Annotated in this window: 5 protein-coding genes; 1 reads left to right on the top strand and 4 read right to left on the bottom strand. The window is 49.7% G+C overall.

Annotated elements, in window-relative coordinates; genetic code table 11:
- Window positions 1-9: 9 nt before the first annotated feature.
- The 3 genes from AACZ40_RS03875 to AACZ40_RS03865 form a co-directional block, all read right to left on the bottom strand.
- A complete protein-coding gene (locus tag AACZ40_RS03875) occupies window positions 10-5,622 on the bottom strand; it encodes a protein kinase (protein WP_291174632.1) in 5,613 nt (1,870 codons plus the stop codon).
- 334 nt (window positions 5,623-5,956) lie between these two features.
- On the bottom strand, window positions 5,957-6,388 hold the full coding sequence (locus AACZ40_RS03870) for a hypothetical protein (protein ID WP_291174630.1): 432 nt from the start codon (window positions 6,386-6,388) through the stop codon (window positions 5,957-5,959).
- Between the two features lie 159 nt (window positions 6,389-6,547).
- Window positions 6,548-7,561: a DUF1559 domain-containing protein gene (locus tag AACZ40_RS03865; protein ID WP_291174628.1), complete on the bottom strand. Its 1,014-nt coding sequence runs from the start codon at window positions 7,559-7,561 to the stop codon at window positions 6,548-6,550.
- Between the two features lie 1,494 nt (window positions 7,562-9,055).
- Between AACZ40_RS03865 and AACZ40_RS03860 the strand changes: the two genes are divergently transcribed.
- Window positions 9,056-14,383, top strand: a complete 5,328-nt coding sequence (locus AACZ40_RS03860) for a CheR family methyltransferase (RefSeq protein WP_291174626.1) — start codon at window positions 9,056-9,058, stop codon at window positions 14,381-14,383.
- Here the strand turns inward: AACZ40_RS03860 and AACZ40_RS03855 are convergent.
- Complete coding sequence (locus tag AACZ40_RS03855; protein WP_291174624.1) at window positions 14,380-14,643, bottom strand: BON domain-containing protein; 264 nt, start codon at window positions 14,641-14,643, stop codon at window positions 14,380-14,382. The two genes, AACZ40_RS03860 and AACZ40_RS03855, sit on opposite strands and share 4 nt — an antisense overlap.
- Window positions 14,644-14,927: the final 284 nt, after the last annotated feature.

The following is a 14,927-nucleotide window of genomic DNA, read 5'->3' as shown; positions in this document are numbered from 1 at the left end:
AGTTCGACGCTACGGGGCTTCTGTAGCTGTTGGCTTCGTTTCGAAATCGCTTAGGATTTTGCAGTTCGGCAGGGCCTTTTGCAGTTCGGCGATGCCCTGGGGGGTGACTTTTGTCTCCTGGAGTTCAAGTGATTCCAACTGCTTCATGCTGTGCAGATGTTGTAAACTGAGATCAGTGACGGGGGTCAGTTGAAGCCCCAATTTCTTTAGATTCTTCAAGTCTTTCAAATGCTCAACCCCAGAGTCAGTTATCTTGCAGTTGGTAATGTCCAGGCTTTTGAGGTTCTCATGCTTCGCCAGTTGTGCCAGCCCCGCATCCGTGATTCCTGTGCTTCCTAATCCCAGAGTTTCTAATTGCTTCATTCCTTGCAGGTGCTTCAGTCCTGAATCTGTTATTCGTGTTAAGTAAATCAAAAGAGTTTTGAGGTTTGTCAAATTGGCCAGGTATCCGAGGCTAAGATCATCGATTTGTGTTGTACCTAGATTTAAAACCACAAGCTGTTTCATGCCTTTTAATCGCTCTACACCGGAATTGGAAATTGCGGGGTTGTTAACATAAAGATGTGTCAAACCTGGCATGTTTGTGAGGTACTCGAGTCCTTCATCCGTAATTTTGGTATTCCCTAAAACAAGAAAATAGAGCGGGATGTCTTTCAGGTATTGAAGACCCGTATCACTGACGAGAGTTTTTTGAAGGTCCACGCTCGTTAGACTGTTCAATCCAGCCAGGCGTTTCAGATCGTCGTCTTTCACGCTTGTACCCGCCAGTTTTATATTATTGATCACAAACGGTAATGACGGTAATTGTTTGGTATTAGTGAATTCCCTGACACCGATATTTACCAAACCACCCATCCCAATCACCCACTCTGCAACCTCACGGTCAGTCATGGGTGAGTCGCCTGTCGTGGCTGGCTTAATCACCTGCAAGTCATCATCCACTTTCACCCATCTGGCTCCGACAATCTTGCCGTCATGTCCGTTGCCGGAAGAGTCTTTCAGCACATCGCCGCTGCCTTCATCGAAGTGGTACAGGGCCATTGTGTGCTCATCGCTTTCAAAGCGACTGGCGGGAGTGAATTCTTTAGAGTAGCGTGCGGTATTAGAGATGCGGACTTCGTCGATGATGCCGTGAAAGAAGCCGCTAATCTTTTCTTTTATGAGTTTTTCTTTTACATAGTATTTAGAAGAACTTGCACCAATGGAGAACGGTGCTGTCAAAACGTCACTTTCTGCAAGTGATACCGATGGATCACCAAATGTCAACGGCGTACTGCACTCCTTCCCATCAACATAGAGACGCAACTTGTCGCTATTTCGAACACCTGCAATATGAACTCGTTGAAGGAGTGTGATTTTTTTATCGCAATAACTAAGGTATCCCTTTGCAATTTTATCTCCTATCTGGCTGGTCGTTGCGTGAAGTTGCCAGTATTGAATATTGTTGCGATTTTGAAACTGCAAGCCATAGTATAATGTCCCTAAAGGTCTGCTCTCTGATGTCGGAAACGAATATGGTCTGATATAAAATTCGTACGTAATGGGCAGTTTTCCACCATAAGAGACGGGCAAATCAACGTAGCTCGTCTTTCCATCAAACTCCAAAGCATGGTTTCCATGTACCTGCTCCTCGACCACCTGTAACTTATCATCCATTTTCACCCATCTGGCTCCGACAATCTTGCCGTCATGCCCGTTGCCGGAAGAGTCTTTCAGCACATCGCCGCTGCCTTCATCGAAGTGATACAACGCCATTGTGTGTTCGTCGTTTACAAAGCGACTGGCGGGAGTGAAGTCTTTAGAGTAGCGGGCGATGTTGGAGATGCGGACTTCGTCGATGGTGCCTTTGAAGAAACGTTTGTAATTCAGTTTTGCAGACAGATCGTTACCTGCACCAATTCCCGTTGGTTGCTTTATCCGATTTGCGTCTGTAGATAATGATATCTTTTCGGTTGTTTTGGATGTTGATCCGTTTTGAGTTTTATAAAGCAGGTGTTCCTGTTTTTTTCCATTGATATAAATCTCCTGCACTCCATCCGAAAACAAGAGTGCTATATGGTAACTTCTTCCTTCAGTCAGTTGAGTGTGACTGCCTGATCCATAAGCAATCACACTTTTAGCATCTCCCCCATGAATAGCAGTATTCACTTTATTTCCACCCAGACCGACCGTGAAAGGAAACGAGGCAACACAATAGCTGACAGGGTTAGAACTGTCAGGCAGGTCTGGAGTGATCGAAAATTCAATTGTGAATTGATCCGTTTTTTGCTTTAAATATGTTTCACCAGTTAATGACTTAATTTCAACAAAAGAAGATTCACCATTGAATTCAAGTGCATGGTTTACTGAGGAGTGTTGCTTTGTTTCGAAATCGCTCACAATCTTGCAGTGCGGCAGGGCCTTTTGCAGTTCGCTAATGCCCTGGGGGGTGACTTTTGTCTCCTGGAGATCGAGACTTTCCAAATTCTTCAAACCATGAAGATGTTGCAAGCCGAGATCAGTGACGGGGGTGAGTCCTAGCCCCAATTTCTTTAGATTCTTCAAGTCTTTCAAATGCAAAAGCCCGGAGTCGGTTATCTTACAGTTGATAATATCCAGCTCACTAAGATTCTCAAACGCAGCTAGTTGTTCCAGCCCTGCATCCGTGATGCCTGTGCTTGATAATGTGAGAGTTTCTAATTGCTTCATGCCTTGCAGGTGTTTCAATCCCTCGTCCGTGATTTTGGGGACAAGATGAGCATAAAGTTCCTCCAGTTTTGACAGTCCTGCGATGTATCCCAGACCTGTATCATCGATTTGTGAATTGAAAGATATATTCAGTGAGGTTACCTGTTTCAAATCACCAATGGCTTTCATGCCCGAATTGGTAATTGCCGCACGGTTCATATCAAGGGTTTTCAGACTCGGCAGATCCTTAAGGTGACCAAGTTCTTCTCCCTTGATCTTTGTGCGCTGCAAACTTACAGTTCTTAACTGCTGAAGCTCCCTGAGATGCACAAGTCCCTCATCCGTGATCTTTGTTCGATCCAGATATACTGAATTTAAATTTGGCATCTCCCTGAGATATTGAAGTCCTGCATTACTAATTGAGGCAGAGTCAAGTTTTAAAGACACAAGAGTTTTCAGTTTTGCCAGACGCTGCAGATCGTGGTCTTCGAAACTCGCAGTTTTCAAGTTTATTATAATGAATTTGACAGGCTTGGTTGGCAACTCGTCAATCCTGGAATAGAAAGTTTTACCGTCGACGCTAATGTCTCCCCCCATCCCGATTACCCACTCGGCAATCTCACGGTCAGTCATGGGCTTTTCGCCTGTCGTGGCTGGCTCAATCACCTGCAACTCATCATCCACCTTTACCCACTTCGCACCGACAATCTTGCCGTCATGTCCGTTACCGGAAGCGTCTTTCAGCAGATCGCCGCTGCCCTCATCGAAGTGATAGAGGACGATGGTATTTTCGTCAGACTGAAAACGTTTAGCAGGTGTGAAGTCTGTAGTGTACCGGGCGACATTGGAAATGCGGACTTCGTCGACGATGCCTTTCATAGTTTTATTAGACGAGGACGACATGTGAGGTGAACTACCGAAACACATGTAGCTTTTAGCTCGATTTCGACCTTTCTCCACTTTTAACCTGATTGGCTCATTACCTGTCAGCCGAGAAATACCGTCTTCCACTTTGGAAATGCCACCGTCCTGTAGACGTCCGTTAACAAAAAATAACAGCGACGTCGTGTCGTAGACAATCGCGATGTGCATTTGACGGCTGCTGTTAACCTTTAGATTCTTGTAGTAATAAGAGTCCAGAGTGTCTTGTGAAGTGAATGTGAGAGTATCGGGTAGATTAGGATGCCAGTTCAGCCTGAATGTATCGCCATAGCCGGTAATAACGTTCATTTTTTCTTTATGCGGTTGGGAATTGAGTTTCAATTCAACAGTAAATGACTTCTTCAAATCAATAATATTCAGCGACGAAATAATAAGGTAACTCGTATTTCCATCAAGCTCCAACGCATAGTTCTCTTTTTTAGGGGGTGGTATCTTCTCAGCCACTTCCAATGGCACCAAGCGAACTTTGATCACCTCTTTGCCACCGGCTTTCACTGTGAACTGTTTCGTGAATGTCTCAAAACCACCTTTGGTCACTTGTAATGTATGTGTCTTTTCATCAGCCACCACTTCAATCGGCTCTTTGCCTTCACCCGTTTTGATGGTGATTTTTTTTTGTTCATCGACAGAAACCACAGCACCCGCCAGTTCAGGCTGGTCGACTTCCAGAATGATTGTCCCTGCGGGAGTGTCTATCTTGAAAACAATTCCAGCCATGAAAATGAGTGGAGCTAACACAGCCCCCATAAGAACCCAGCCTCGTTTCCCGATGGACTTCTTTCGCTTTGCTAACGGTTGATAGCTGGTGCCGCCCAGCGTGTGATTCAGAAAACCAGAAGTGAGGCTCTCATTTTGAGTATCAGTCAACGGTTTTTCTGCCGTCATGGCATCCGCTGACATGACAACGGTCGGACTGGATGCGATCTTTTGTGACTGCAGGAACTTTTGCAACTCTGGATCTGACGAGACGCTGGTTACAGTCGAGGAAGTTTTCATCTGAATACAATTTTCAAGAGCGACGATGACTTCACTCATCGACTGAAATCGGTCTTCAGGCTTCTTGGCAACCATCTTCTGAAACACGGCGTCGACATCCTGGGAAATGAGAATGTGCTTGCCTGTCAGTGAAGGAATGGGGTCGTTCTGGTGAGCCATGATCCGATTGACCATGGTGCTGCCACGGTAAACCGATTCCCCGGTGAGCAGATAATACAGCGAACACCCCAGACTGTAGATATCGGAACGGGCATCGGCGGTATGCGTGTCTTTGGCCTGTTCCGGTGCCATGTAGTCGACGGTGCCCATCACGGAGCCATCTTGTGTCAGCTGTGTGGCCGGGATCTCGTGGGCTTCGTCTTCGATTCGAGCCAGCCCCATGTCCAGAATTTTGATCGTGCCTGCGTTGTCCAGCAACAGATTAGCGGGTTTGATGTCACGGTGAATGACACCTTTGTTGTGGGCAAACTCCAGGCCCTTCGCCGCCTGCAGAATATAATCGACGGCGACATCAACATTCAGCACACCCCGTTTTTTTACAACCGCGGAAAGATCAATGCCTTCCACATACTCCATCACAAAGTAATGGACGCCATTGGCTTCATCGGCATCGTAGGCTGTCACGATATTTGGGTGGGTCAGCTTGGCGGCTGCTTTGACCTCTCGCTGAAATCGCAGGATAGACTGTGTGTCTCTGGTCATCGCAGCGGGCAGAGTTTTGAGAGCCACCCGCCTTTCCATCCGGCGGTGTTCGGCCAGATAAACATCGCCCATTCCGCCCGCACCGATTTTATCCAGAATGAGATAGTTGCCCAGCAGCAGCCGGTCTCCTTTGCCCTGATAAACCAGCTGGGCTTGAAGTTTGGTGACTTTTTTATGCTTCACCAGCAGCTTACCCAGATCTTCGGCAGACTCCGCAGGTGGAGATAGAGAATTCTGAAATGCAGCGATATCCGCAGCTGAGATGACTCCGCTATCCTCAAGCTGGGATGCAAATTGTTCCAGGGTCATTGCCATGAGTGGTGTATCAGCCTGATAGTAATCTGAACAAATGAGGACAGCGTTCCCACTTTACAGAACTTGTTGATTAAAACAAAGCTCTATTTGCGGCATTATTGGGGAGTTAAGGGACCCGATACGCGATACCGGGAGGGTTACGTATGTATATACGTGCCGGGTTACCGTATTGTCTATCATAACCTGAGGATGAGTGCTCGAATCCAGTTGTCGCTGGTCGGGCCTCTCACCAGACACTGCGAAACAAAAAACGCCTGAGTCCTCCTGGTAGAAGGATTCAGGCGTTTGTTAGTTTAACACTTACCGCACAATCGGTAATGCGAAGGTGCCCGTCTCACTCTTTCGACTTAAGCAGGAAATCAATCGTATTGGAACCGGGTTTGACTTCTGCGGTGAGGGTGGTCTGGGCGTTGTATTTCGCGGGCAGGATTTCGGGGCGGGCTTCGCGGTCGTTGCCGCCGCCGGTTTCGTCGGAGAAGGCTTCGACGGCGGTGGTGATGATGACCTGGTGCGGGCCGATCAGGGCGCCGTTTTCATTGACGGTGTAGGCCAGCGTGTAGTTTCCCTCGCTGTCGGTTTTTCCCAGCGACGGGCGGCCCTTTTCCGGCTGGAAGGTGACTTCCGCGTCCGCCAGTGGTTTCTCATCCAGCGTCACGACTCCGGAGACCGTGCCCAGCGGGGGGGTATCACTGCCTCCGCCACAACCTGACAGGAATACGAATGAGAGGCTGAGGAGAGTCATATTTAAAAGGGCAACGGGTTTCATCAATCTGCTTTCTTCAATGGATGTGTGACAGTGATATGTGTGACAGGTAATACAGGACAGGGCAAACAGAGCGGGGATCTGCTGCGGCTGCATGCGAGAGTGAATCAATCTCCGCCGCGATTCGGTGTGAGGTGAATCGCGGGGAGATGCTGGCGTACTTTAATACTCGCCGATGACGTCACCGTCCTGGATGGAGGCGAGGCGTTCGAAGGTACTGTCGACCACGCCGCCAGAGGCGATGCTGTTGTCGATGTTTTCGCTGATGAACTGCACGCGACCGTCACCCATTAAGAAGTGGGCACCGCCGGTATGCAGACTGCTGTAGCCGCCGTTGGCCTGGTCTGCCGTCGAAGTCGGGTTGATTCCGAAATGAGTCGTGCCCGAGACGCTCAGCAGTCCCTGGTTTGCTGCGGTGTTGCCGGTGCAGTTGGCGCAGGTGGGGCCCTGTCCGAGGTTGTCCCTGACGGCGAACAGCATGCCGGCAATCATTTTATTGCCGGGAATCTGGTAGGCCCGCTCGCCCATGAGAATGGTATTGCTCAGTCCGTCGGTGATATCGCGGATGCGGCAGTTGCTGTTGCCCCAGAAAGCGCCGGTGCCGCCGGTCGTTCCATCCTTGTAGTTGCTGGCCTTGTTGGCGCGATGATAGGCATTGTTATTGGATGCGACATAGTTGGTGAGGGCGACACCCACGTTGGAAGTTCGGCCTCCCGAGGAATCGAAGTAGTCGATCGTGTAACCGGCGTCGGTGTGTTTGGCGGGACCGGTATCGGAGGGGCAGCGGAACACGGCGTAGGTCTGCTGCATGGCTTGAATGTTACGACCGAAGGCATAGCTGGCGGGCGTGTTTCCCACATCGAAACTGTTGTAGACCGTACCCAGTTCGACGTAAGGCGCGATGAAGGCGGACCAGGTCCAGTGGCCTTCGTCATCGCCGACATTGGGATCGATGACGTAGACGGGGGGCAGCATGCCGAACGTGGAATTGTAATTGTGAACGGCCAGGCCGATCTGCTTGAGGTTGTTTTTGCAACTGCTGCGACGGGCGGCTTCACGCGCCTGTTGCACAGCCGGGAGCAGGAGCGCAATCAGGATGGCGATGATGGCGATAACGACGAGCAGTTCGATCAGGGTGAATCCCCGCTGACGCAGTGAGCGCGATCTGGATGTCATGATTTTCACACTTTCTAATTAACAAAATGAATCAGGATAAAAATGAATGGATGAAATCAATTGAGAGGGATCACGGTGTGACCACACACGTTGCCGGGGGACGGCTCCATTCAAACTGTTATCAGCAGCAGATTCCGGTCTGCTGTGCGAAAAATTGCCGAGGCAATCCAAACGACGATCAAAATAACCTTGCTCTAATGTTCATGTGTTGATGGGTTTAGCCCACCACTTAGTAGACGTATAGAAACGAATTCATTTACCGGGTCAAAATTCAAATAAATCAAAATATCTGGATGTTTGCATTAATGATGCAGGAATCGGTGCGGGAACGCAGTTTGGGCATGACTTTATGTTCATGTTTGTTGTGGCTGTTCATTTGGGTGTGGACTGGTGGAATCTGATAGGATGCGGGAGCCGTTGATGTAGCTCTGGGGATGTAATTACTCCCGTCTTTCAGGGGGCGTTCTGCATTCGAAATTTATGAATCATTGCTGGCATTCACCGAGACCTTCTGCTCGCTGTGCCTGGCTTAAATGTCATCCGGACCTGCCCGATATTTTGTGGTCTGGTTAGGCTGGCACTGTCGCGCCAGCCGACCGATGGTACCCGGAGTGATTGATGATAATCGAAGGAAAAGAATTCCTGTTTTATTTCTGCGATCCATTTCATAGTGCATATTGTGGAGAGGGGCGTGGGGGCGTCAAGGGGGGAGGAACAGAATCGTGTGGCGATGCGTGTTGATGTGTGCTGGTGCTGGTCCGAACCCGGGTGAGAGCCGGGCGAGAGTGAGGCGATGTGTGGCGATCCACAGAACTCGTTTGAGCAGGCTTTCAGAAAAACGATGGGAAATGAGGGCGTTTCATAGTGCCGGTCTCTGTAGTGGTTCCCATTGTTCAACTGAAAAAATACTGGATCGCGCGCGACTTTGTTAGACGCATATTCGCTGGCGGCGCGGCGGGGTCAAGTCGAACTTGATCAGGGAAGATGCGGATCTGCTGATCACTCAGAGGGTGAAAAAACAGAATGACTCAGCAGCGGTTGAGTTTGTTCTGACGGGATACCATCAACGGAGTGCGTCAGAGTGTCAGAGTTGTTGGAATGTCTGATTGATGGCAGGACGAGCTGAATTCATTCTGAGCGGATTCATACATCAATAATGTTGCCTGTTTTCATGAAGAAACTACCCTTTGCCGTTGAAACTGCGGGTTGTTGTTGTGCCATTTCAACGGGATGCATTTTATGATTGAGCGGAGAAAATCGGCTCTTCATTCTGTCTTGGTGAGCAGAGAATTCCTTGTATATTTCGCAATACGAATGTAGAGTAGGACGAGATGAAGTTCTACAGAGCATATCTGGCATTTCTCTTGCGGCCTTCCTCGATGACAGATTCAAAATTCCTGCAGGATCTTCAGGTTACCTGCTCACAGGTAAAAATTTCGTTTTATGGATAGCTGAATCATGTGTGAAGTCACTGCTAATTGAGGCGGGCCATGTATGCCAAAATCTGCGGACAAAAAACACATTCAGAACTCTTCGGCGTTAATCGTTGTAGGAATCGGCGCTTCTGCTGGAGGACTGGATGCTGTTAAGAATTTCTTTTCGACGATCAAAGCCAAACCGGGCTATGCGATCATTATCATTCAGCACATGCTGCCGGAAGGCGCAGAGGTTTTACTGAAAACGATGGAACAAGTCTGTCCGTTGCCTGTCTCAGGCATCGATCAGAATACGCGGCTCAAAAAGAATCACGTTTATATTGTTCCCCCGCACTGCAGCGTCCGGTTTGACGACGATCCTCATTTTTCCGCAAGTGCAGTGACGCAGGAAGGGCAGGGAACCCCGGTGATCAATCCCTCCTTTCGTTCCCTGGCTGAGATTGTCGGCCCGAATGCAGTCGGTATTGTATTGTCGGGAATGGGCAGTGATGGCAGCCACGGTTTGAATGCGATCCGGGAAGCCGGCGGAATGACGATGGTCCAGGATCCGGAATCGTCTGAGTATGACAACATGCCTGAGAATGCGATTCGAACCGATCACGTCGACTATACCCTGCAGCCAGAGCAGATGCCTGCAGAACTGGATGCTTACCTGTTGTTTCTGAAACAGACCAGTGAGCAGAAGGACGATGAGCGGGACTTATTGATCGAGGTTGAAAACCATCTGCCGCGCATCTGCGATAAATTGCTGGAAGTGACCGGCCACGATTTCCGACATTACAAAACGGGGACGTTAATTCGCCGGATAATGCGCCGCATGCAGGTATTGCGGCTGAGCGATGTGCAGGAATACCTGTCGCAGCTTGCAACCAATCTGGAAGAAACACAGTGTCTGTTTCGCGAACTGTTGATCAGCGTGACAGCCTTTTTTCGCGATCCGGAGACCTTCGCGATCCTGGCAGAGCAATATCTTCCCAGACTGTTTGAGGACCGGGCGCGGGATCAACCGATACGAATCTGGGTTCCCGCTTGTGCCAGTGGAGAAGAAGCTTATTCACTGGCGATGTTGCTGTATGAAGCCCGGGAACAGGCTGGACTTGAAGTGGAAATGCATGTTTTTGCGACCGACATTGATGAGCGGGCGCTGGCGATCGCGCGGGAAGCCGTCTATCCTCCTTCCCTTGAAGAGCATGTTTCGCAGGAGAGGCTAAAACGTTTTTTCGTCAAAAAAGGGAAGCAGTACCGTGTGAGCAAAGAGATTCGGGAGCTGTGTGTTTTCTCGACCCATAATCTCATCAGCGATCCGCCTTTCTCTCAACAGGATCTGATTTCGTGCCGCAACCTGCTGATTTATCTGGATGCGCCATTGCAGCAGCGCATTGTGCCCGTACTTCACTTTGCCTTGAAGCAGAACGGCTTTCTGCTGCTGGGGCCTTCTGAAAATATGATGATGCACACGGAAATGTTTCGTCCCCTGGATAAGAAACATTGTATTTCCCAGCGTAAATCAGTTCCCATTCAAACCTCTGCATTGCGTTACCCTTCGAATCGATCACGAAATCAACTGGCTGGTATAGAGAGTCCGGAAATGCAGACGGCAGATATTCCCGGGATTGCCGAACGCATCCTGCTGACAGAGTATGCTCCCCGTTATGCTGTTGTCAGCGAGGAAGCACATATTCTGATTACGTCAGCCGGGATTGAGCGGTTCCTGGAATTTCCAGAAGGGAGTTTTCATAATAATCTCATTAAAATGACGCGCACCGGTCTGCGGAACGGCTTACGGACTGCATTAACCGAAGCCTGTAAGACGAAAGAGAAGGTGGAAGCCGAGGATCTGTCCTATAAGACAGGTGACTACCTGCGCCGCGCACGAATGGTGGTTCAGCCGCTGCCCGAAATCAGTCAGGATGCCGAATTGTTCCTGGTGATTTTTGAAGATCAGGGACCGATCGTGCATCATGCTGCGGTTTCAGAAAGGTCGAACGCCGATACGACAGAAACCGACACTGTCATTGAACAACTGGAATCAGAACTGGAGCGGGCTCGCACGGAACTGGAAAACAGCGTACAGGAACTGGAAGGTTCCAATGAAGAGTTGAAATCCTCAAATGAAGAACTGTTATCCATCAATGAGGAACTGCAGTCGGCCAATGAAGAACTGGAAACGTCCAAAGAGGAAATTCAGTCAAGTATGGAAGCGCTGACCCGCGCCCAGTCTGATCTGGAAAACCTGTTGAACGGGACGAAAATTGCAACGATCTATCTGGATCGGCAGATGCAGATCAAAAGTTTCACATCCTCTGCGAAAGAGATCTACAATCTGAATGCGACTGATGTGGGCCGTCCGCTTTCGGATATCACTCATAACGTCAAACGAATGCCGAGGATCCCCTCGCTTGAAAACACCAGGAGACAAAACGGTCAGTTCGAAGATGAGATGCAGCTGAAAAACGGGACCTGGCTGTTGCGACGCATTCTGCCTTATGAAAGGGATGGTGCATTTGACGGCATGATTCTGACTTTCATGGATGTCACGGAATTCAAACTGGCAGAGATTCGCCTGGAGACCGAACACGCGATTACTCAAGTCCTGGCCGAAGCGAACTCATTAAAAGAAATTGATCAGACAATTCTGCAGACCATTCGCAAATGTCTACAGGCCAGTGTGGGTCTGCTCTGGCTCCCCGACAAAACACATGAGCGACTTGTTCTGGAAACCAGTGTGGCAACCAATGTCGCTAAGAACCGTAAATTTCTGAAGAGTAATGCCTCCATTCAGTTTGCCCGTGGTGAAGGTCTGCCGGGAAGAACCTGGGAGACCAGGCAGATCGAGTGGTGCGAGGATGTTCAATCGCTCGTCTGGTATAATCGCGCTGAAGCAGCCAGAAAGAGTGGGCTGGTCAGTGGAATTGCGATCCCCATTATTTCCGACAGGCAATGCCAGGGGATCATGGAGTTTTATACCAGGGAAGAATTGACGCGGGATCCTCTGCTGGCGAACATGTTCTCGTCCATCGGGCATGAGATCGGTTCCTTTCTCATTCGCTGCCGGATCCAGGATCAGTTGTACGAAGAAGTCGCCCGGAAAAATGCCATCCTGTCGTCAGCCATCGATTGCATCATTACCACCGATGCCGCCGGGAAAATCATCGATTTCAACCCGGCAGCAGAACAGACTTTTGGATACATCGGGCAGGAGGTCATCGGGAAGTCACTTTATAATCTGATCCTTCTGGAGGAATACCATCAGCTTTACCACAACGCACTGGAAAAGTTTCTGGAAACCGGTGAATCTGATTTAATCGGACGGCACATTGAATTGCCGGTAATGCACAAGGATGGCAGTCACTTTCCTGTAGAACTGGCAATCAGTGTCACTCATCTGGACGATGGTCTGCCGTTTTTCACTCTCTGTTTGAGAGACATCAGCTTACGCAAAGAGCAGGAAGCGGCGCTCCGGGACAGTGAAGGTCGCGCCAAGGCGCTGGTGGAAGCTTCCGCGCACATGGTCTGGACGATGACTCCCGATGCACGGACCGTAGAAGATTCTCCCACCTGGCGCGAATTTACCGGCCAGACATATGAAGAGTGGAAAGACAAAGGCTGGATGGATGCGATCCATCCCGATGATCGTGAGCAGACACTGCGGAACTGGCAGAAAGCATTTGAATCTGTAACCCCGCTTGATTGTGAGTACCGCCTGCGAAACCGAGAAGGGGAATGGTGCTGGACGTCGGTACGTGCGGTGCCCCAGCTCAATTCGGAAGGGGCTGTGTTGCGCTGGGTGGGCATGAACCTGGATATCTCCCGACAGAAACAGCTTCAGCAGGAAGTCGAAGCAAATGAAAAACGACTGTTCATGGCATTGAAAGCCGGGGGGATGGCAGCCTGGGAGTGGCAGCCTCACGCCAGTTTCTGGTCCAATGAATTATATGAACTGCTGGGAATTCCGAATACAACGCCAGCTTCACCCGAGACATTCTTTTCCTGTGTTCACCAGGAAGATCTTCCCGGCCTGGCCAAAGCATGGGAAAAGGCGATTCAGGGGGAGAACGAATACGATCAGATCTTTCGTGTCGTGCGTGCGGATGGAGAAATCCGCTGGTTAGCCGGCGTTGGCGAAATCGTACGTGATCAGCAGGGCAATGTGACCCAGATTTTCGGACTGAACTGGGATTTTACCCAGGAACGGGAAGGGGAAGAAGCACTTCGAAAAAGCGAGAAACAGGCACAGCAGGCCAATATTGCCAAGAGCGCGTTTTTAGCGAATATGAGCCATGAAATTCGTACGCCGATGACAGCAGTTCTGGGGTATACCGATCTGTTGATTGGAATGGAACAGCAGCAGGAGAAGGCTGAGTATCTCCAGAATATCAAACGCAATGGCAATTTCCTGCTGGACATCATAAATGACATTCTGGACTTATCAAAAATTGAAGCGGGTAAGCTGGAGATCAACCAGGAATCATTTTCGCTGAACGAGATGCTTGCGGATTTACGATCCATGATGCGTGTGCGTGCCGAAGAAAAGAACCTGGAATTTGGGATTGAATTTATCAGCGAACTACCGGAATGGATTGAAACGGATCCCAAACGCTTACGCCAGATCCTCTTGAATCTGATCAGTAATGCGATCAAATTCACGGAGACGGGCAGCGTGCGAGTCGTGATTAATTATCTCAGGGAGAAAACAGAAGCCACTTTGAAATTTGATGTCATTGATACCGGAATCGGAATCACCCCAAAGCAGCAGTCTCGATTATTTCAGACGTTTTCGCAGGGAGATGTCTCCGTTACCCGCAATTACGGCGGGACAGGACTGGGGCTGGCCATCAGTCAACGGCTGGCGCATATGTTGAATGGAAACATCTCTGTTTTCAGCAAGCCGGGAGCAGGCAGTACATTCAGCTGCTCCATTAAGCTACCAGTCAGAGAAAATGTCAAAATGACAAATCCCGTTCTGGAAGCAGTACCGATGAAAACCGAAACCAGCATGCAGGAGTATCAGCTGCAATGTCGTGTGCTGATTGTCGATGATCAACGGGATGTCCGCCATCTGACGAATCTCCTGCTGCAACGGGCAGGAGTCGAAACCGAATTCGCAGAAGACGGCATCCAGGCAGTGGAACTGATTGAGAACCAGATCCAGAGCGGCTCCCCTGTCGATTTAATCTTGCTCGACATGCAAATGCCGCGGATGGACGGATATCAGACGGCGGCCCGCCTGCGCGAAATCGGATTTCGCCGGGCGATTATCGCACTGACCGCTGATGCGATGCAGGGTGATATGAACCGCTGTCTGGAACTGGGCTGCGATGACTACCTGAGCAAGCCAATCGACTCCAGCGAACTGCTGGAGATGGTCTCCCGCTATACCAGTTAGTAAACCAGATTCATGTCGGGGCAATCTGGGACGATGCGGATGTGGTTGTCCACCTGGTCGATCCAGGGCTCTTTGACAGCAACTCTCAATGCCAGTTGCATCTGGTAATAAGAAGGCAACTCCCCTCTGAGAATCAGCGTGGAACCGTTGGATTCGCAGCTTATGTTCTTCAACTGAGGGTATCCTGACTGATGAATGGAGCTTTCGATTCGACGGCTGATAAAGTCATTCGACAGTGTCGCTTCTTGCAGGTTCTGCATGGGGTCGTCCTGGATCTAATTGAGGGTAAATAGAGATCGTAATCCTGAATGGAGAGACCTCGCAGTTTCGCATTTGTTGTGCCAATTCATGGGAGATTCACTGCGAAAAATGTCCAGTTCCGGCTGGAAATGGGGATCGGAAATTCGCTGTACATAGGCAAGGTTCTGGAGCCCACTGCCCGGCGTGAAAAACAGCAGAGGCCCGGCGCAGTATGACTGTCTCGAAAGCAACCAGGGGGGAGGTCGCTGAGCGATCTTTCTGGTTTCTCAGCGATCAGGCAGCG

Source organism: uncultured Gimesia sp., assembly GCF_963972345.1.
In the GTDB taxonomy this organism is placed as follows: Bacteria; Planctomycetota; Planctomycetia; order Planctomycetales; family Planctomycetaceae; genus Gimesia.
This window is presented reverse-complemented; position numbering and strand designations above follow the sequence as displayed.